The sequence below is a fragment of the Streptomyces sp. NPDC031418 genome (genome assembly GCF_055581605.1).
On the sequence record NZ_JBVIJC010000019.1, the window covers coordinates 137,979 to 156,839 of the forward strand.

The 18,861-nt window shown below is 71.9% G+C and carries 14 protein-coding genes; 4 read left to right on the plus strand and 10 right to left on the minus strand.

Annotation, left to right across the window (positions count from 1 at the left end; all coding sequences use genetic code 11):
* Positions 1-213 precede the first annotated feature (213 nt).
* Together ACZ5CZ_RS27165 and ACZ5CZ_RS27170 are read left to right on the plus strand one after the other, a co-directional pair.
* Positions 214-1,905 carry a sodium:solute symporter family protein gene (locus ACZ5CZ_RS27165; RefSeq protein WP_385844954.1) on the plus strand — a complete coding sequence of 564 codons (1,692 nt, stop codon included), beginning with the start codon at positions 214-216 and terminating at the stop codon, positions 1,903-1,905.
* Positions 1,906-1,926: 21 nt separating this feature from the next.
* Positions 1,927-2,262: a hypothetical protein gene (locus tag ACZ5CZ_RS27170; RefSeq protein ID WP_385844956.1), complete on the plus strand. Its 336-nt coding sequence runs from the start codon at positions 1,927-1,929 to the stop codon at positions 2,260-2,262.
* Between the two features lie 19 nt (positions 2,263-2,281).
* Here ACZ5CZ_RS27170 and ACZ5CZ_RS27175 read toward each other — a convergent pair whose 3' ends face one another.
* From ACZ5CZ_RS27175 to rsmI, 10 genes are all read right to left on the minus strand, one after another.
* Positions 2,282-2,977 (minus strand): helix-turn-helix transcriptional regulator, encoded by a 696-nt coding sequence (locus ACZ5CZ_RS27175; protein ID WP_385844957.1) that lies wholly within the window; start codon positions 2,975-2,977, stop codon positions 2,282-2,284.
* Positions 2,978-3,160: 183 nt separating this feature from the next.
* Entirely contained in the window at positions 3,161-5,005 is a 1,845-nt protein-coding gene (locus ACZ5CZ_RS27180) for an outer membrane protein assembly factor BamB family protein (RefSeq protein WP_385844959.1), read from the minus strand.
* A gap of 64 nt (positions 5,006-5,069) precedes the next feature.
* Positions 5,070-6,878 carry an outer membrane protein assembly factor BamB family protein gene (locus ACZ5CZ_RS27185; protein ID WP_468946788.1) on the minus strand — a complete coding sequence of 603 codons (1,809 nt, stop codon included), beginning with the start codon at positions 6,876-6,878 and terminating at the stop codon, positions 5,070-5,072.
* Positions 6,879-7,133: 255 nt separating this feature from the next.
* Complete coding sequence (locus ACZ5CZ_RS27190) at positions 7,134-8,942, minus strand: ABC-F family ATP-binding cassette domain-containing protein (RefSeq protein ID WP_385844962.1); 1,809 nt, start codon at positions 8,940-8,942, stop codon at positions 7,134-7,136.
* A 98-nt stretch (positions 8,943-9,040) separates the two neighbouring features.
* The gene (locus ACZ5CZ_RS27195; RefSeq protein WP_385844964.1) at positions 9,041-9,952 is read right to left on the minus strand and encodes a 4-(cytidine 5'-diphospho)-2-C-methyl-D-erythritol kinase; all 912 of its coding nucleotides are present in this window, start codon (positions 9,950-9,952) and stop codon (positions 9,041-9,043) included.
* Positions 9,953-10,019: 67 nt separating this feature from the next.
* Positions 10,020-10,889, minus strand: coding sequence for a 16S rRNA (adenine(1518)-N(6)/adenine(1519)-N(6))-dimethyltransferase RsmA (gene rsmA, locus ACZ5CZ_RS27200; protein ID WP_385844965.1), 870 nt, complete (start codon positions 10,887-10,889; stop codon positions 10,020-10,022).
* 80 nt (positions 10,890-10,969) lie between these two features.
* A complete protein-coding gene (locus tag ACZ5CZ_RS27205) occupies positions 10,970-12,454 on the minus strand; it encodes a ubiquitin-like domain-containing protein (protein WP_468946793.1) in 1,485 nt (494 codons plus the stop codon).
* Between the two features lie 156 nt (positions 12,455-12,610).
* Positions 12,611-13,507: a TatD family hydrolase gene (locus ACZ5CZ_RS27210; RefSeq protein ID WP_468946795.1), complete on the minus strand. Its 897-nt coding sequence runs from the start codon at positions 13,505-13,507 to the stop codon at positions 12,611-12,613.
* Between the two features lie 71 nt (positions 13,508-13,578).
* Positions 13,579-13,992 carry a hypothetical protein gene (locus ACZ5CZ_RS27215; protein WP_467546689.1) on the minus strand — a complete coding sequence of 138 codons (414 nt, stop codon included), beginning with the start codon at positions 13,990-13,992 and terminating at the stop codon, positions 13,579-13,581.
* Positions 13,993-14,296: 304 nt separating this feature from the next.
* Positions 14,297-15,145, minus strand: a complete 849-nt coding sequence (rsmI, locus tag ACZ5CZ_RS27220) for a 16S rRNA (cytidine(1402)-2'-O)-methyltransferase (RefSeq protein WP_468946798.1) — start codon at positions 15,143-15,145, stop codon at positions 14,297-14,299.
* 137 nt (positions 15,146-15,282) lie between these two features.
* Between rsmI and ACZ5CZ_RS27225 the strand changes: the two genes are divergently transcribed.
* Together ACZ5CZ_RS27225 and ACZ5CZ_RS27230 are read left to right on the plus strand one after the other, a co-directional pair.
* Complete coding sequence (locus ACZ5CZ_RS27225) at positions 15,283-17,031, plus strand: dolichyl-phosphate-mannose--protein mannosyltransferase (RefSeq protein WP_468946801.1); 1,749 nt, start codon at positions 15,283-15,285, stop codon at positions 17,029-17,031.
* 149 nt (positions 17,032-17,180) lie between these two features.
* Positions 17,181-18,809 carry a penicillin-binding transpeptidase domain-containing protein gene (locus ACZ5CZ_RS27230; protein WP_468946804.1) on the plus strand — a complete coding sequence of 543 codons (1,629 nt, stop codon included), beginning with the start codon at positions 17,181-17,183 and terminating at the stop codon, positions 18,807-18,809.
* Positions 18,810-18,861 lie beyond the last annotated feature (52 nt).

The window sequence follows — 18,861 nt, forward strand, 5'->3', positions numbered from 1 at the left end:
GCCGGACTCCTTGTTCGAGCGCCCCGGGGCGGCGCCCCTGGGGGCGTGTCCGCACCCACTCACTCACTCAACACAATCAAACATAACAGACCACACTCGACCACGACTCCGACCATCACAATCAAACAAAGAACACCACCAGAAGTGTTCAATTAACGAACTCGGAGGCGTAGGTTCCGCCCTGGACCAGTTCGCGCAACGAAGCGAGTACTCATGCAAACCCCCACATACGGCCACCTCGATCTGGCGGCGGGGCTACGGCTCCCGACCAACGGGCTCGACTACACGATCCTGGCGATCTACTTCGTCGTCGTGCTGGGCATCGGCTTCGCGGCCCGCCGCTCGGTGAAGACCAGCCTCGACTTCTTCCTGTCCGGACGCTCGCTGCCCGCCTGGATCACCGGTCTCGCCTTCATCTCGGCGAACCTGGCGGCCACCGAGATCCTGGGCATGGCGGCGAACAGCGCCCAGTACGGCGCGTACACCGTGCACTGGTACTGGATCGGCGCCATCCCGGCCATGGTCTTCCTGGGCCTGGTGATGATGCCCTTCTACTACGGCAGCAAGGTCCGCTCGGTCCCCGAGTTCCTGCTGCTGCGCTTCGACCGGGCCGCCCATCTGCTCAGTTCGGTCCTGTTCGCCTTCGCGGCCATCCTGATCGCCGGTGTCAACCTGTACGCCCTCGCGATCGTCGTCGAGGCGCTGCTCGGCTGGCCGCAATGGGTGGCGATCGTGGTGGCCGGCGCCTTCGTCCTCGCCTACATCACCCTGGGCGGCCTGTCCTCGGCGATCTACAACGAGGTGCTCCAGTTCTTCGTGATCCTGGCCGCCCTGATCCCGATCACCGTCCTCGGCCTGAAGAAGGTCGGCGGCTGGGGCGGGCTGACCGACAAGCTGACCGCCACGCACGGCGCGAACTTCACCACCGCGTGGGGCGGTACCGGCATCGGCCACGCCAACCCGCTCGGCGCGAACTGGCTGACCATCGTCCTCGGCCTCGGCTTCGTGCTGTCCTTCGGCTACTGGACGACCAACTTCGCCGAGGTGCAGCGCGCGCTGTCCGCGAAGAACCTCTCCGCCGGCCAGCGCACCCCGCTGATCGCCGCCTACCCGAAGATCTTCATCGTCTTCCTGGTGATGATCCCGGGCCTGGTCGCCGCCGCCGTCGTCCCGCACTTCGGCACCCCCGCCTCGGGCTACCAGTACAACGACGCCATCCCCTACCTGATGCAGGAGCTGCTGCCCAACGGTGTGCTCGGCATCGCGGTCACCGGTCTGCTGGCCGCCTTCATGGCCGGCATGGCGGCCAACGTCTCGTCCTTCAACACGGTGTTCACCAACGACATCTGGGCCAAGTACGTCGTCACCGACCGCGAGGACGGCTACTACGTCCGCTTCGGCCGCCTGATCACCGCGATCGGTGTCCTGGCCTCCGTCGGCACGGCCTTCCTGGCGTCCTCGTTCTCGAACATCATGAGCTACCTCCAGACGCTGTTCTCCTTCTTCAACGTGCCGATGTTCGTCGTCTTCATCGTCGGCATGTTCTGGAAGCGCGCGTCCGTGAAGTCCGGCTTCTGGGGCCTGCTCGCCGGCACCGCCACGGCGATGATCAACTACTTCGTCCTCTACAAGAAGGGCATCATCTCCATCCCGTCCGACCAGGGCGCCAACTTCGTCTCGGCCATCGCGGGCTTCGTCGCCGGCGCGGTCGTGATGGTCGCGGTGTCCCTGTTCACCAGGCCGAAGCCGGCCGAGGAGCTCCAGGGCCTGGTCTACGGCACCCGCTCCCCGGGCATGTCCGAGCCGCCGGCCGCCGGCGACGACGCCTGGTACCGCAAGCCCGCCCTGCTGGGCTGGGGCGCGGTCGTCCTGGCCGCCGCCTGCTACATCCCGTTCTCGTTCTGACGCGGGAGGATCGAGGAAACCATGTCCGAACACTCCGAGCCGCGTCGTCACGACCACTACACCGAGGAAGACCTCCAGCGGGAGGTCACCGACCTCGAGAGCAAGTCCGCGACCGCGGCGCGCATCTTCGACCTGCGCCGCATCATCGGCGGCCTGTTCGTGGTCTACGGCGTCATCGTCACCATCACCGGCATCACCGACTCCCAGGCGGCGATCGACAAGGCACAGGGCGTCAACATCAACCTGTGGACCGGGATCGGCATGCTCCTGCTGGGCATCTTCTTCCTGGCCTGGCTGAAGCTGCGCCCCACCCCGCCGCCGCTGCCCCCGGAGGGCCTGCCGGAGGAGAAGGAGTAGCACCGCTTCGGGGCCGGAGTCACAGCAGCTCCGGCCCCCCGCCCTCCCTGGGCACAGCCGCCCTGTCCAGCAGCCCCGTCCGTGCCGCCAGCGCCGCCGCCTCCAGCCGCGACCCCACGCCCAGCTTCATCAGCACCCGCTGCACATGCGTCCGGGCCGTGCTCGGCGCGATCCCCATGCCCGCCGCGATCAGCCGTGTGTCCTCGCCGTCGGCCACCCGCACCAGGACCTCCACCTCCCGCGGTGTGAGCACCCCCAGCAACCGCTGCGCCTCGTCGTCCGGCTGCGCCGCGGGATTGAGCAGCTCCCCGAAGGCCCCCTGGAGCAGCTGCGGCGCCACCGCCGCCTCCCCGGCCCGCGCCTTCATGATCGCCCGCTCGACGCCCTCTATCCGCTCGTCGTGCCGCACATACCCCGACGCCCCGGCCGCGAAGGCCGCCGCTATGCCCCGCGGCGACGGCACCGGCCCCAGCACCACCACCGCCACCTGCGGCCGCTCACGCTTGATCTTCACCACCGGATCGAACGCCCCGGGCTCGGCCGGCGCCGCCGTACCCAGCAGGCACACCTCCGGCGCCCGCGCGATCACCAGGTCCGCCGCGCCCGCGGCCGGCGCCGCCGCGGCGAGCACCCGGTGCCCGCGCAGCTTCAGTGCCGACGCCAGCGCCTCCGCGAGCAGGCGATGGTCGTCGACGACCATGAGCCGCACTCCCATAGAGCAACCCCCCAGTACGTGAGGCCCCCCGGCCCCCCGGCCCCTTCATGCCCCCGGAAGCTACACGCTTGTTCGACGTCGCGCTGCCCCTCTTCATGAGAAGTGCCCCGGATCGATGAAATCCGGGGCACTTCTTGGTAAGTCACCCATTCGGGTGAGTGCGGCGGGGGCGCCGGCGACCGGTCAGCCGCTGGTGCCGAACGCCAGGACCAGGAACTCCTTGTCGTACGACGAGCTCGACTTGTGGGCGAAGGTGTCCGCCATGTACAGCCGGCCCTGCGAGAAGAGGATCTCCGCGTAGTCGGGCAGCATGCTGCTCTCCGCCTCCCGCACGTTCTCCGTCGCCGGGTTCTCCAGCAGCGTGGTCTGCTTGAAGCTGCCGCCGTCGATGCTGACGACCTGGCCGCCCTTGTCGTACGGCGGCCGCTTGTAGGCGAGCAGGTTGGTGCCGTCGACGCGCAGCGGGGACATGGTGTAGCCGGCCCCGGCCTCGGCGCGCTGGCCGGTCATCTTGCCGGTGTTGAGGTCGAAGGAGACGATCTCGTTGGTCTCGGTGCCGTCGCCGCTGCCGCTGTCGTGCTCCTCGGTCGGCACGTACAGCTTGCCGTTGCCGGCCACGATCTGGTGGCAGTCCTCGATCCGGGTGATGCCGTCGCAGCGGCCGCCGTAGGTCTTGCCGGGCGCGGAGATACGGGCGAGCAGCTTGCCGGTCTTGTTGTCGATGGAGAAGTAGTCCGAGATGCCGCTGCCGTCACCGGCGCTGTCGCCGACGTCGGCGGCCACCACCAGCGGGTCCGTGGAGACCACGGAGGCGTACTCGATGCCGGTGTCCATCTTGTACTCGGTGATCACCTTCCCGGACTTCGGGTCGATGTTCTGGATGTGCAGCTGGCGGTTGCCGTACTCGCCGCACTTGCGCACCGCGACCAGCTTGCTGCCGCCGCCGTAGCCCGCGTCGTAGCAGGTGTCGTCCGGCTTCGGCTGCCACAGCACGCGGCCGGAGTCGAGGTCGAACGCGGCGCCGCCGTCGGTGCTGCCGACCGCGACGGTGTGCTGGGCGACCGTCACGTTGTCCCAGGTGACCATGGAGGCACCGGAGCCGATCGACTTCGTCCACAGCTTCTTGCCCGCGTCGAGGTCGATCGCGGCGACCTGGCTGCATCCCGCGGAGGAGTCCTTCGCCGGCATCTTCGGCTGGAAGACCACCGCGGTCCTGTCGTCCGAGGACACATGGCCGGTGGCCGCGCAGACCGGGCCGGGCAGCTTGACGGTCCACAGCTTGGTGCCCTTGGCGGGGTCGTAGCCGACGATCTCGGCGACACCGCTCTTGGCGTACACCTTGTCGGTCAGCCAGGAGCCGTTGGTGGCGACCGTGTCGTCGGTCTGCGGCAGCGGCACCTTGAACAGCAGGCTGCCCGCGGTATTGGACGGCACCTTCTCCTTGCCGCCGGTTCCTCCGGTGCCGCCGGAGCCACCCTTGTCGCCGCCGGTGCCACCGCTGGAGGAGGCGGTCTCGTGCGTCTTGTCGTCACCGCCGGAGGAGTTGGCGTACCAGATCCCGCCGACGACGATCAGCGCGATCGCGACGACCGCCGCGACGACGACGAGCACCGTGGAGTTGTTCCGCTTGCCGCCGCCCTGGCCGGGCTGCGGGTGCATGGGCATGGTGGGCGGCTGGCCGGGATAGCCGTACCCCGGCTGCACGGCCTGCATCGGCTGGGTGGGCTGCGCGTACGTGTTCTGCGGCTGGCCCGGGTAGCCGTAGCCGGCGGGCTGCTGGCCGTACGCCTGCTGGCCGTAGGCCGGGGGCTGCGGAGCGGCGGGGTAGCCGTAGCCGGACTGCGGCGGCTGTCCGGGCGGGCCCGGCTGGGGGGCCGGGGCGGGGTGCGGGTAGCCGTACGCGGGCTGCGGCGGCTGCGGCGGGGGCGCGGGCGGACCCGCCGGAGGCGGCGGGGTCGGCGGGCCGAAGCCGCCCTGCGGCGGCTGGTTCGGCGGCTGGTTCGGCGGCGGAGGGGGCGGCTGGGTCATGACGGGGTACCTCGGGGCAGCTCGGAGGGCCGGACGGCGGACAGGGCGGAGGAGAGGGCCGGGCTCAGTTGCCGAAGGCCATCATCAGCTTCTCCTTCGCGTCGGTGCTGCCGGACAGCCGGCCGTTCGAGACGAAGAACCGTCCGTCGGCCCAGTCGATGACACCGTCGAAGAAGGAGTCCTCGATCTCGGCGGTGCCCGAAGGGTTCTGCAACAGCTTGGTCGTCGGGTGGGAGGAGCCGGTGGTCGGGATCGACACCACCTGGCCGCCCGCGTCGTACGACGGCTGCACATAGGCGATGAGCTTGCCGCCCTCGGTCTTCATCGGCGACATCGGCTCGTCCGCGGGCGACTTGACGCGCCACTTGGCCTTGCCGGTGGAGAGGCTGATCGCGACGATCTCGTTGGCGCTGCTGGTGCCGTCCGTGGGCAGGTACAGCGTGTCGGCGTCGGCCACGGCGCCCTGGCAGCCCTGGAGATCGCGCTCCAGGATCGCCCAGCCGCAGCGCGGGGAGAACTTCTCGTCGACCTTCACCTCGGAGCGGAATCCGCCGCTCTTGGTGAACGTGGAGATGTTCCAGGCCTTCTTGTCCTCGTTGGTCAGGTACACCACGAGCGGGTCCAGCGAGTACACCCGGGACACCTGCCAGCCCTTCTTGACCGGCTGGCTCCACTTCACCTTGCCGGTGGCCGGGTCCAGTTCCTGGATCTCGTCGTGCTCGCCGCTGGTGCTCGCCCCGCAGGACGCCACCTGGACCAGCCGGCCGGAGCCGCCCGCGTACCCGGCGGGGTAGCAGGACGAGCCGTACTTCTTCTTGTCGTACAGCTTCTTGCCGGTGTCGATGTTGTACGCCGTGCCCGACTCGGAGCGGCCCACCATCAGCGTCTTGCCGCTCACCGACAGCTCGACGTTGAGCGCGCTGTCGAAGAGCCCGCCGTCGGCGACCTGGCCGCTCCAGCCCTTCTGACCGGTGTTCAGGTCGATCTGCTGGAGCTGGTTGCACTTGGCGTTGTCGCTGACCCCGCTCATGTACGCCACGACGACCTTGTCGTCCGCCGACTTCTGCGGGGTGACCGCGCAGATCTTCTGCGGGAAGGTGATCGGGCTCCACGCGTCCTTGCCGTCGGTCACGTCGTAGGCGAAGACCTGCTTGTACGCCGCCTTGACCGCCGCCTTGCCGGTGATCCACATGCCGGGCGCCTCGGCACCCGAGCCCGGGACCTCCGGCGCCGACTTGTACCAGAGCACCTTCGCCTCACCGGACTTGCGGCCCTCGTTGAGGTTCTCCGGGTCGTCACCGGTGCTTGCGGAGGCGGACGGGGAGGCGCTGGAGGACGTGGTCGGCTTGTCGTCCTGGCTGTGCTCGGCGACGGGCTTCTTCTTGCCGCCGCCACCGCCGCCACCGCTGCTCACCGCGTACACCGTGCCGCCGATGACGAGCAGCGCGGCCACCGCGGACCCGACGATCAGCGCCGTCTTCTTCCGGCCGGCCGGGCCGCCGGGCGCCGCTCCGGGCGCGCCGGGGTACGGCGGCTGCGGCGGGTAGCCGTAGCCGGGCTGCGGCGCCGCGTAGGGGCCGGCCGGCTGCTGGCCCGGCTGCGGGTAGCCGTAGGGGCCGGGGGCGGTGGGGGCGGTGGGCGCGCCGTACGGGCCGGGGGCGGCGGGCGGGGTGGGAGCGCCGTAGGGGCCGGGCTGTTGGGGGTAGCCGTAGCCGGGCTGGGGCGCTTGCGGGGGGCCGGCGGGCGGCTGCGGCGGGGGCGGGGGTGTCTGTGGAGCACCGAACCCGCCAGGCTGTGGCGGCTGGTCCTTCGGCGGCTGGTCCTGTGGTGCTCCGAAACCGCCGTGCGGCGGCTGACCGGGCGGCTGAGTCATCAGCGCTCTCCCCCTCGTTCACTGATTTTTAGCCACGCCCTGAGGTTCGTGACGGACCCAAGGTCGTACTCAGACAGTTCTCAGACGGCCCTTTCTATCACCCGGTACCGGCCGGGCAGGGGTCCGCGTCCTGCGCTGTTCCCAAGGGAGGACCGCCTCGTGACGCCGCCGTTATGCGCCTTCACGCCCCCTTCACGCGGCGCGCGCAACGGCGCCGCGCGCGGGGGGCGCATCACCTCTGGGCGGGGCTGGGTGTTACGCGTCCTCCGCCAGTTCCAGCCAGCGCAGCTCGAGTTCCTCGCGTTCCCCGGCGAGGTCGCGCAACTGGGCGTCCAGTTCGGCCACCTTGGCGAAGTCGGTGGCGTTGTCGGCGATCTGGGCGTGCAGCTTGGTCTCCTTCTCGGAGATCTTGTCCAACTGCCGCTCGATCTTCTGGAGTTCCTTCTTGGCGGCGCGCTGGTCGGCGGCGCTCTTCTCCGTGGTGGCCGGCTTGGGCGCCGCGGCGGCCGTCTGGGTGGCGACCGCCTCCTCCATCCGCCGGCGGCGCTCCAGGTACTCGTCGATGCCGCGCGGCAGCATCCGCAGGGTGCCGTCGCCGAGGAGGGCGAAGACCCGGTCGGTGGTGCGCTCGACGAAGAACCGGTCGTGGGAGATGACGATCATCGAGCCGGGCCAGCCGTCGAGGACGTCCTCCAGCTGGGTGAGGGTCTCGATGTCGAGGTCGTTGGTGGGCTCGTCCAGGAACAGGACGTTGGGCTCGTCCATGAGGAGGCGCAGCAGCTGGAGGCGGCGGCGCTCACCGCCCGACAGGTCGCCGACCGGCGTCCACTGCTTCTCCTTGTTGAAGCCGAAGGTCTCGCACAGCTGCCCGGCGGTCAGCTCGCGGCCCTTGCCGAGGTCGACGCGCTCGCGGACCTGCTGCACGGCCTCCAGGACCCGCCAGGTCGGGTCGAGTTCGGCGACCTCCTGGGAGAGGTAGGCGAGCTTGACGGTCTTGCCGACGGCGATGCGCCCGCCGGCCGGCTGCACCTCGCCCTCCGTACGGGCCGCCTCCGCCATGGCCCGCAGCAGCGAGGTCTTGCCGGCGCCGTTGACGCCGACCAGACCGATCCGGTCGCCGGGGCCGAGATGCCAGGTGACGTGCTTGAGCAGCACCTTGGGGCCCGCCTGCACGGTGATGTCTTCCAGGTCGAAGACGGTCTTCCCGAGCCGCGAGGAGGCGAACTTCATCAGCTCGCTGCTGTCCCGGGGCGGCGGCACGTCCGCGATCAGCTCGTTGGCGGCCTCCACCCGGAAGCGCGGCTTGGACGTGCGGGCGGGGGCGCCGCGGCGCAGCCAGGCCAGCTCCTTGCGGATCAGGTTCTGCCGCTTGGCCTCTTCGGTGGCGGCGATCCGCTCGCGCTCCGCGCGCGCGAAGACGTAGTCCGAGTAGCCGCCCTCGTACTCGTAGACGGAGCCGCGCTGCACGTCCCACATGCGGGTGCAGACCTGGTCCAGGAACCAGCGGTCGTGGGTCACACAGACCAGCGCCGAGCGCCGGGTCTGGAGGTGCCGGGCGAGCCAGGCGATGCCCTCGACGTCGAGGTGGTTGGTGGGCTCGTCCAGGACGATCAGGTCCTGCTCCTCGATGAGCAGCTTGGCGAGCGCGATACGGCGCCGCTCACCGCCGGAGAGCGGTCCGATGACGGTGTCCAGCCCCTTGGGGAAGCCGGGCAGGTCCAGGCCGCCGAACAGCCCGGTCAGCACGTCGCGGACCTTGGCGTTGCCGGCCCACTCGTGGTCGGCCATGTCGCCGATGACCTCGTGGCGGACGGTCGCTGCGGGGTCCAGGGAGTCGTGCTGGGTGAGCACGCCGAGCCGCAGCCCGCCGGAGTGCGTGACCCGCCCGGTGTCGGACTCCTCCAGCCGGGCGAGCATCCGGATGAGGGTGGTCTTGCCGTCGCCGTTGCGGCCGACGACCCCGATCCGGTCCCCCTCCGACACGCCGAGCGAGACGCCGTCGAGCAGGGCACGGGTGCCGTACACCTTGCTGACGTTCTCCACATTGACCAGGTTGACGGCCATTTCACTCCTGTGCGCGGGGCTGGGTCGACAGCGGCTCCGCCGCGGTCAGCCTTCTAGCCTAGGGCCTCGCGGCCCCCGGGCGGGCGCCGCGGGGTGGGTCAGTGGCCCGGGCCGCCGTGGACGACCGTCGCCCCCGGTACCGGGCCGGCCGCCGTGCGCACGGTCCGGCAGGTGCCCGACGCCCGGAGCGCCGCCGCCACCTTCGCGGCGGACTCGGCGTCGCGTACCAGGAACGCCGTGGTCGGGCCGGAGCCGGAGACCAGCGCGGTGAGCGCGCCCGCCGCCCGGCCGGCGTCCAGGGTGTCGGCCAGCTCGGGGAAGAGGGACAGCGCGGCGGGCTCGAGGTCGTTGGAGACGGTCCCGGCGAGCGCCTCCGGGTCGCCCTTCGCGAGCGCCTCCAGCAGCTCCGGCGAGGCCACGGGCGCAGGGATCTCCCGGCCCTCGGCGAGCCGGTCGAACTCGCGGAACACCGCCGGGGTGGACAGCCCCCGGGTGGCCATGGCGAACACCCAGTGGAAGTCGCCGCCGGTGTCCAGGACGGTCAGCCGTTCACCGCGGCCGACGCCCAGGGCGGCGCCGCCGATCAGGCTGAACGGGACGTCGCTGCCCAGCTCGGCGCAGATGGCGAGCAGCTCCGCGCGGGAGGCGCCCGCGTTCCACAGGGTGTTGCAGGCGAGCAGCGCGCCCGCGCCGTCGGCGCTGCCGCCGGCCATGCCCCCGGCGACCGGGATGTCCTTGGCGATGTGGAGGTGCACGGCCGGTTCGATGCCCCGGCGGGCGGCGAGCGCGAGGGCCGCGCGCGCGGCGAGGTTGCTGTGGTCGAGGGGGACCTGGCCGGCGTCCGGGCCCTCGCAGGTGACCCGCAGCTCGTCGGCCGGGGTCACGGTGACCTCGTCGTACAGGCCGACGGCGAGGAAGACGTTGGCGAGGTCGTGGAACCCGTCGGGGCGGGCGGCGCCCACCGCGAGCTGGACGTTGACCTTGGCGGGGACGCGGACCGTGACGCTCACTGCTGTCCGGGCTCCTTCATCGGCGGCTGGTGCGGACACTGCTGATGTCGATCGACGCTGACCGGCGCTACTCGGCGCGCGGGCCGTTCTCCGCGATGCGGGCGAACTCCTCGACCGTGAGCGACTCCCCGCGGGCCTGCGGCGACACCCCGGCGGCGACCAGGGCGGCCTCGGCGGCCGCCGCGGACCCGGCCCATCCGGCGAGCGCCGCCCGCAGCGTCTTGCGGCGCTGCGCGAAGGCCGCGTCGACGACGGCGAACACCTCCCGCTTGGAGGCGGTGGTCTTGATCGGCTCGGTCCGCCGGACGAGGGAGACCAGCCCGCTGTCGACGTTGGGCGCGGGCCAGAAGACATTGCGGCCGATGGCCCCGGCCCGCTTCACCTCGGCGTACCAGTTGGCCTTGACCGACGGCACGCCGTACACCTTCGAGCCGGGGGCCGCGGCGAGCCGGTCGGCGACCTCGGACTGCACCATCACCAGCGTCCGCTCGATGCTGGGGAAGGTGTCGAGCATGTGCAGCAGCACGGGCACGGCGACGTTGTAGGGCAGGTTCGCCACCAGGGCGGTGGGGGCGGGGCCGGGCAGCTCGGCGACGTGCATCGCGTCGGAGTGGACCAGCGCGAACCGGTCGGCGCGCGCCGGCATGCGCGCGGCGATGGTCGCGGGCAGCGCGCCCGCCAGGACGTCGTCGATCTCGACGGCGGTGACCCGGTCGGCGACCTCCAGCAGGGCGAGGGTGAGCGAGCCGAGACCCGGGCCGACCTCGACGACCACGTCGTCGGGGCGGACCTCGGCGGTCCGGACGATACGGCGGACCGTGTTGGCGTCGATCACGAAGTTCTGGCCGCGCTGCTTGGTCGGGCGGACACCGAGCGCGGCCGCGAGCTCGCGGACGTCGGCGGGGCCGAGAAGGGCGTCGGGGGTGGGGCTGCTCACGGGACAAGGGTACGGGGGCGGAGCCGGCCGGGATCGCCAGGTGCCCGGCACCGGCGGCCGGCCCCGCGCCGGCCGGCTCCTCAGCCGTGCAGCCGCGCCCCGCAGTGCGGCCAGGGGCTCGCGCCCCGGCGCACGTACAGCTTCTTCGCGCGGTACGTCTGCTCCTCCGCCGGTGCGTCCTGCGGACGTCCGCTGCCGCCGAGGCTCTGCCAGGTGCGCGTGTCGAACTGGTACAGCCCTCCGTACGTTCCCGACGCGTCGACGGCGTGGGGCCGGCCGCCGGACTCGCAGGCGGCCAGACCGCGCCAGTTGAGGCCCTCGGCGCCGTCGACGGAGGTGGGCCGGGGCTTGGTGCCGACCCTGACCGTCTGCCGGCGCGGCTCCCGCACCACCTCGGAGCGCTCCTCGACCGGCTTCTGCCGCACCCCGTTGACGGTGCGCAGCAGAAAGGTGGTGCGCCGCAGCCCCGGCCGGCCGGGCCGGGAGACGACCTCGGTGCCCTTGAAGAGGGTGGGGTCGGCGGTCCGCTCGACGGCGAAGGGGATCTGCTCCTCGCGGACCTCCCGGGCACCGGTCACCCGCAGCACGGTGATCGTCTGCCCGTCCCGCGGGAAGCTGTCCGGCGGCACGGAGGTGGTGTCCTCGCCCGCCAGGGTGATCCCGGCCTCCTCGACGGCTTCGCGGACGGTGGCCGCGTTGGTGCGGATGGTGCGGGCGCGGCCGTCCGCCAGGACGGTGACCGCCCGCTCGGTGCGCACGTCGAGCGCGAGACCGGCGCGTCCGATGCTCTGGGAGCGCGAAGCCGACAGGTACGCGCCCTCCGCGCGCACGCCCAGCTCGTCCAGGGCGCCTTCCACCGTGTGTGCCGTCGTCCACACCTCGCGCCGCCGGCCGTCGAGCGTGAGCTGCACCGGGCGGCCGTAGCGCACCGCGACCGCGTCACCGCTGGCGAGGGCCGCACCGGGGGCGGGCGCGACCATGTCGTGCGCCCCTACCTTGACGCCCTCGTCGGCGAGCAGTTCGGTCACGTCGTCGGCGTAGGTGTGCAGGGTGCGCTGCCTGCCGTCGACGGTCAGCTCGATCGCCTTGTCCTTGGCGACGAACGCGGCGGTGCCGCCGGCCAGGAAGGCCACGACCAGCGCCTGCGGCAGCAGCCGGCGGACGGCGGACTCCGGGCGCTCGCTGGAGCGCGAGCGCGCCTTGCGCCGGCGCGCGGCACGTCCGCGCGCCCCGGCGGGCTCGCCGTCCTCGCGCGCCCCCTCGGCCGACGCCCTGCCGGTCGCCGCGCTCCCGGTCGACCCGATCCCGGTCGACCCGATCCCGGTCGACCCGCTTCCGGTCTGCCGCGGAAGCACCGGCTCGGTCACAGGGTCCTGAGCGGGCGCCGATGCCTGCGCCAACGCCTGCGCCACCATCTCGTACGCGGGCCGGTACGGGTCGTCGTACGCCACGGGGCGGGCGACGGTCTCCGCGTCGTGCACGCCCGGCCATCCGCCGCCGAAGGCGCCGTCCGGGGCGCTGTAGGGGCCGTACGCCGCATACGTCTCGTACTGCGAGTTGCTCACGCCGACGCTCCTGAGAGCCAGAGGGGTCCCGATTCGGGCCACCAGAACCTAGCGGAGCACCGGTCACTCTCCAAAGCGGCGCGACTACCCACGGTCGCGATCTGCCCTGAGCCAGGCGGGTGCGGACGTTATCGGCCGGTTACCATCGGCGCACGCTCAGTAACCGAAGGCGCGGGCGGTGTTCGCGCCCAGGGCGGTCGCCAGGGCGTCTTCGTCGATGCCGCGCACGGCGGCCATGGCGCGCACCGTGACCGGAACGAGATACGGGGCGTTGGGCCGTCCGCGGTACGGCGCCGGGGTCAGGAAGGGCGCGTCGGTCTCCACGAGGACCAGCTCCAGCGGGGCGACGGCGAGGGCGTCGCGCAGGTTCTGGGCGTTCTTGAAGGTGACGTTGCCGGCGAAGGACATGAAGTAGCCCTCGCGGGCGCAGACCGCGGCCATCTCGGCGTCGCCGGAGTAGCAGTGGAAGACGGTGCGCTCGGGCGCGCCCTCCTCCTTCAGCACGCGCAGCACGTCGGCGTGCGCGTCACGGTCGTGGATGACGAGCGCCTTGCCGTGCCGCTTGGCGATCTCGATATGGGCCCGGAAGGACCGTTCCTGGGCCGCCTTGCCCTCGGGGCCGGTGCGGAAGTAGTCCAGGCCCGTCTCGCCGACGCCCTTCACCTGGGGCAGCCCGGCCAGCCGGTCGATCTCGGCGAGGGCGTCGTCCAGCGCGGCGTCGCCGCCGGGCCGGCGGGCGCCCTGCCGGGACCAGCCGTCGGGGTCGCCGTGGACGATGCGCGGGGCCTCGTTGGGGTGCAGGGCGACGGCCGCGTGGACGCTCTCGTGGGCCGCCGCGGTCTCGGCGGCCCACCGTGAGCCCTTGATGTCGCAGCCGACCTGGACGACCGTCGTGACGCCCACCGAGGCGGCCTTCGCGAGGCCCTCCTCGACCGTGCCCGCCTGCATGTCGAGGTGGGTGTGGGAGTCGGCGACGGGCACCCGGAGGGGCACCGGGAGCGGCGGGGCCGCGTTCTTGTCGTCCTTGGAGCTCTGGCCGGCGTTCGAAGGCATGCCCCGATCCTACGAAAGGCCCTGCCCTCGGCCGCGGGCGTCTCCGCCGCCCCCCGGGCGCGGCGGACGCCTCAGCCGGCCTTGCGGTGGAAGGCGTGCAGGAGGTCGGACAGATGCCAGTGGTGGTGCTCCCCGGTCCCGGCGCCCTGCGCGGACGCCTCCGGCGCCTCGACGGGTCCGGCCTGCGGTGCCTGGTGGCGACGGCCCTCGGCCGCGCTGCGCACCGACGACACCTGCCCCGCGCGCATGATGCGCACCACATGGCCGTCGCAGTTCTGGCAGCTGGGCCGGCTCAGCGGCGACGGCACGATCTCGCCGTCGGCCACGTACAGCACGAACTCGTGCCCGTCGGCGTCCGTGTGGTGCTCTATCTCGTACGACTGCTCCCAGCCGTGTCCGCATCGCATGCACGCGAACGAGTACGACTCGTGAACGACGGCGGTGGCCGTACCGCGGAGGCCGGTCTGCCCTGCGATCTCACTCATGCCAGCTCCTCTTGTCCGCTGGACAAGCACCCCGGCGCAGCGGTTCCCGAAATCCGCCGGGGCGAGGGACGGGTGCGTCCCTTCGACCAGTGGACGCCTCCGCCGGCGTGAATGCATCAGGCCTGTCGAGTGTTGGATGCGTTTTGGACGTCCCTTGCCAAAAAGCCCCGTTCACCCCTGTTGGGCTTTGCTTTCGGCGACAGCCTTTTGCCCTCCCATGGGCCGCCCGCTCAACCGAGAACGCCCCTGCTCAGAGGCGGTTTTCCGGCAGCCGCGGAAACCTCGGCGGAGGGGGCGCGCGGGCTCATTCCCCGGCGCGTTTGGCGGCGACCACGGCGTCGAAGACGACGCGCTTCGGCACTCCCGCCTCCGCCGCCACGGCCGCGATCGCCTCCTTGCGGCGCTCCCCGGCCTCCTCCCGCACCCGCACCCGGCGCACCAGTTCCTCGGCGCCCAGCTCCTCGGGGGCGGCCTCCGGGGCGCCCTCGACCACGACGGTGATCTCCCCGCGCACGCCCTGTGCGGCCCACTCGGCCAGCTCGGCCAGCGGACCGCGCCGTACCTCCTCGTACGTCTTGGTCAGCTCGCGGCAGACGGCGGCCCGGCGGTCCGGGCCGAACACCTCGGCCATGGCGGCGAGGGTGTCGTCGAGCCGGTGCGGGGCCTCGAAGTAGACCAGGGTGCGCCGTTCACCGGCCACCTCCCGCAGCCGGGACAGCCGCTCCCCCGCCTTGCGCGGCAGGAAGCCCTCGAAGCAGAACCGGTCGACGGGCAGCCCGGACAGGGCGAGCGCGGTGAGCACGGCGGACGGCCCGGGGACGGCGGTGACCTTGATGTCCTTCTCCACGGCGGCGGCGACCAGCCGGTAGCCGGGGTCGGAGACCGACGGCATGCCCGCGTCGGTGACCAGCAGGACGCGCGCTCCGCCGAGCAGCTCCTCGACCAGTTCCGGGGTGCGGGCGGATTCGTTGCCCTCGAAGTAGGACACGACGCGGCCCTTGGGGGTGATGCCCAGCGCCTGGGTGAGCCGGCGCAGCCGCCGGGTGTCCTCGGCGGCGACGACGTCGGCGCCGGACAGCTCCTCGGCCAGCCGGGGCGGCGCGTCCGCGATGTCGCCGATGGGGGTTCCTGCGAGGACAAGGGTTCCAGTCACCCCCCCATCCTCCCAGGGCCGCCGTGGCGGCACGCACCCGCGGCGGCGGGGGCCGGTCCGGGGACGGAACACGCGCGCGCGTGGCCGGTAGGGCACATGCACGGGACTCGCACAGGACGGTTCCCTACGATGGCGCGGTGACCAGTACCGCGTCCTCCATGGACCTCCGGCAGGGCCGGGCACCGCACGACCGGCGGCCGTCGTGGCAGCAGCGGCTGCGCCGATTCGGGTACGCGCCGGCCGCGGACGTACCCGCGGGCGACGTACGCGACCGGCTGGTGCCGCCGTACGCCGAGCCGAGCCCCCGGCTGTGGCGGGCGCTCGGGGTGCCGCCGGTCCTGGCCGAGCGGATCACCCGGTGGTCGGGCTGGGGCGGGCCGCTGCTGGTGACGCTGATGGCGGGCCTGATGCGGTTCTGGCACCTGGGCAGCCCGCGCGCGGTGATATTCGACGAGACCTACTACGCCAAGGACGCCTGGGCGCTCGTCCACCGCGGTTTCGAGGTCAACTGGGACAAGAACGCCAACAATCTGGTCCTCCAGACGCATGGCCATCTCGCGGTGCCGACGGACGCGGCGTACGTCGTGCATCCGCCGGTCGGCAAGTACGTCATCGGGCTGGGCGAGCTGATGTTCGGGTTCAACCCGTTCGGCTGGCGGTTCATGACGGCGCTGCTGGGCACGTTGAGCGTGCTGCTGCTGTGCCGGATCGGGCGCCGGATGTTCCGCTCGACGTTCCTCGGCTGTCTGGCGGGCGCGCTGATGGCGGTGGACGGGCTGCACTTCGTGATGAGCCGCACCTCGCTGCTCGACGGGGTGCTGATGTTCTTCGTGGTGGCGGCGTTCGGCTGTCTGATCGTCGACCGGGACCGGTCGCGGGCGCGGCTCGCGGCCGCGCTGCCCGCCGGGCCGGACGGCCGGGTCCGCCCGGACGCGGCCGTGGCGGACGGTTTCCGTTTCGGGCTGCGGCCCTGGCGCTGGGGAGCCGGCCTGATGCTGGGCCTGGCCTGCGGCACGAAGTGGAACGGCCTGTACATCCTGGCGGCGTTCTGTGTGATGGCGGTGCTGTGGGACGTGGGCGCCCGCAAGGTGGCCGGTGCCCGTCACCCGTATGCCGCAGCTCTCAAGTACGACACCGGCATCACCTTCCTGGCGACGGTTCCGGTGGCGATCGCCGTCTACCTGGCCTCCTGGACCGGCTGGATCCTTTCCCCCACCGACGGCAGCGGCGGCTACTTCCGCAACTGGGCGGCCACCGACGGCAAGGGCGGCAGCTGGACCTTCCTGCCGGACTGGCTGCGCAGCCTGTGGCACTACGAGCACGAGGTGTACGAGTTCCACGTCGGCCTGACGTCCCCGCACACGTACCAGTCCAACCCGTGGAGCTGGATCGTGCTGGGCCGCCCGGTGTCGTACTTCTACGAGTCGCCCAACCCCGGCGCCGACAGCTGCCCGGCCGACGCCGGCCAGAAGTGCGCGCGCGAGGTGCTGGCGATCGGTACGCCGCTGCTGTGGTGGGCGGCGTGTTTCGCGATCCTGTACGTGCTGTGGCGCTGGGCGTTCCGCCGCGACTGGCGGGCCGGCGCCATCGCCTGCGCGATCGCGGCCGGCTATCTGCCCTGGTTCCTCTACCAGGAGCGGACGATCTTCCTCTTCTACGCGGTCGTCTTCCTGCCGTTCCTCTGTCTGGCGGTGGCGATGATGATCGGCGCGATCATCGGCCCCCCGGGCTCCAGCGACACCCGCCGGGTGATCGGCGCGTCGGCGGCGGGCGTCCTGGTCCTGCTGATCGCCTGGAACTTCATCTACTTCTGGCCCCTGTACACCGGCACGGCCATCCCGATCGACCAGTGGCGGTCGCGGATGTGGCTGGATACGTGGGTCTGAACGCACGCGTGACACGCGCGAGTCCGATCACAGTTTGAGCAACTTCGGTCACAGCGGCTCCACAAGCGCATACCGTGCCTCACGGCAACCTTCTTGAACGCGTTCAAGACCGGACGCGGACGGGTTCTACGGGGAGACGGGGTGCGCGGATGCGCAGTGGGGTGAAGGGTGCGCTCATCGGGAGTGTGTGCGCCGTGGTGCTGGGGGGATGCGGGTACGGGGCGTACAACGTGCTGTCCGCGCTCGGCGGTGACGGGGGGACGGGTGGCCCGGAGACCAAGTCGGCGCCCGTGCGGACCGGTCCGCCGAGCGATACCGAGGTGAAGCAGGCGACCGGCGCCTTCTTCGCCGCCTGGCAGAAGGGCGACGCGGCGAGCGCGGCGTCGTACACGAACTACCCGCAGGCGGCCGAGGAGCTGCTGACGGCCTATCAGCGGGACGCGCACATCGGGCAGGTGCACATCACCCCGGGCACCCCGACGGGCAGCACCGTGCCTTTCACGGTCAAGGCAACGGTGTCGTACGGCGGAAAGTCGCACGCGCTGTCGTACCGGAGCAGCCTGACCGTCGTCCGCGGCCAGACCTCGCACCGCGCGCTGGTGGACTGGCAGCCCTCCCTGGTCCATCCGCGGCTGAAGAAGGGCGACACGCTGGTCACCGGAACGTCGGCCACCGCGCCGATCCAGGCGGTGGACCGCGACGGCGCCGTCCTGACGAAGGAGAAGTACCCCTCGCTCGGGCCGATCCTGGACGAGCTGCGCAAGCGGTACGGCGACAAGGCGGGCGGCCGGGCCGGTGTGGAGCTGGTGATCCGCCATGAGGGCAGCGCGCCCGACACCTCGCTGCTGACGCTCGCCAAGGGCCGCCCGGGCAAGCTGCGCACCACGCTGAGCGCGAACGCCCAGGCGGCGGCCGAGAAGGCGGTCGGCACGTACGGCGAGTCCTCCGTGGTCGCGGTCAAGCCGAGCACCGGCGAGATCCTCGCCGTCGCCAACAACCGGGCGGACGGCTTCAACGCGGCCTTCCTCGGCGAACGCGCCCCCGGCTCCACCATGAAGATCATCAGTGCGGCGACCCTCATCGACACCGGGCTGACCACGGCGAACGGCTCCGCGCCCTGCCCGGACACGGCCGTGTGGCAGAGCCAGACCTTCCACAACCTCAAGAACATGGCGCCGAACGAGAAGGCCACCCTCTCCGAGGACTTCGCCCGCTCCTGCAACACGGCGTTCGTGAAGTTCGCGGACTCGGTGAAGGTCGACTCCCTCACCCAGGAGGCCGAGCAGCGGTTCGGGATCGGCAACGACTGGCAGGTGGGCGTGCCGACCTTCGACGGCCGGGTCCCGGCCTCCGGCGGCCCGGACACCGCGGCCAACCTCATCGGCCAGGGCCAGGTCCAGATGAACCCGCTGAACATGGCCTCCGTGACGGCGACCGCGATGACCGGCACGTTCCGCCAGCCGGTGATCGTGCCGCTGCAACTGGACGGCCGCACCCCGGCACGCGCGCGTGGGCTGTCGGCGGCCACGGTCGCGCAGCTGCGCGGCATGATGAGCCGCACCGCGCACAGCGGCACGGCGGCCGGCGTGATGGCCGGGCTGGGCGGGGACATCGGCGCGAAGACCGGTTCGGCGGAGGTCGACGGCGAGGCGAAGTCCGACAGCTGGTTCGCCGGTTACCGGGGCGACGTGGCGGCCGCGGCGATGGTCCAGGACGGCGGCCACGGCATCGACGCGGCCGGTCCGATTGTCGCAAGCGTGCTACGGAATGCCCGCTGACATCACCCGCCGAGGCAGGGACTTTAAGGTGATTGCCGTCGTTGGGGACGGT

Bases quoted from the DNA above. Each gene is read 5' to 3' on its own strand.
- ACZ5CZ_RS27165 (WP_385844954.1), top strand. From the start codon at position 214: ATGCAAACCCCCACATACGGCCACCTCGATCTGGCGGCGGGGCTACGG.
- ACZ5CZ_RS27170 (WP_385844956.1), top strand. From the start codon at position 1,927: ATGTCCGAACACTCCGAGCCGCGTCGTCACGACCACTACACCGAGGAA.
- ACZ5CZ_RS27175 (WP_385844957.1), bottom strand. From the start codon at position 2,977: ATGGGAGTGCGGCTCATGGTCGTCGACGACCATCGCCTGCTCGCGGAG.
- ACZ5CZ_RS27180 (WP_385844959.1), bottom strand. From the start codon at position 5,005: ATGACCCAGCCGCCCCCTCCGCCGCCGAACCAGCCGCCGAACCAGCCG.
- ACZ5CZ_RS27185 (WP_468946788.1), bottom strand. From the start codon at position 6,878: ATGACTCAGCCGCCCGGTCAGCCGCCGCACGGCGGTTTCGGAGCACCA.
- ACZ5CZ_RS27190 (WP_385844962.1), bottom strand. From the start codon at position 8,942: ATGGCCGTCAACCTGGTCAATGTGGAGAACGTCAGCAAGGTGTACGGC.
- ACZ5CZ_RS27210 (WP_468946795.1), bottom strand. From the start codon at position 13,507: ATGCCTTCGAACGCCGGCCAGAGCTCCAAGGACGACAAGAACGCGGCC.
- ACZ5CZ_RS27215 (WP_467546689.1), bottom strand. From the start codon at position 13,992: ATGAGTGAGATCGCAGGGCAGACCGGCCTCCGCGGTACGGCCACCGCC.
- ACZ5CZ_RS27230 (WP_468946804.1), top strand. From the start codon at position 17,181: ATGCGCAGTGGGGTGAAGGGTGCGCTCATCGGGAGTGTGTGCGCCGTG.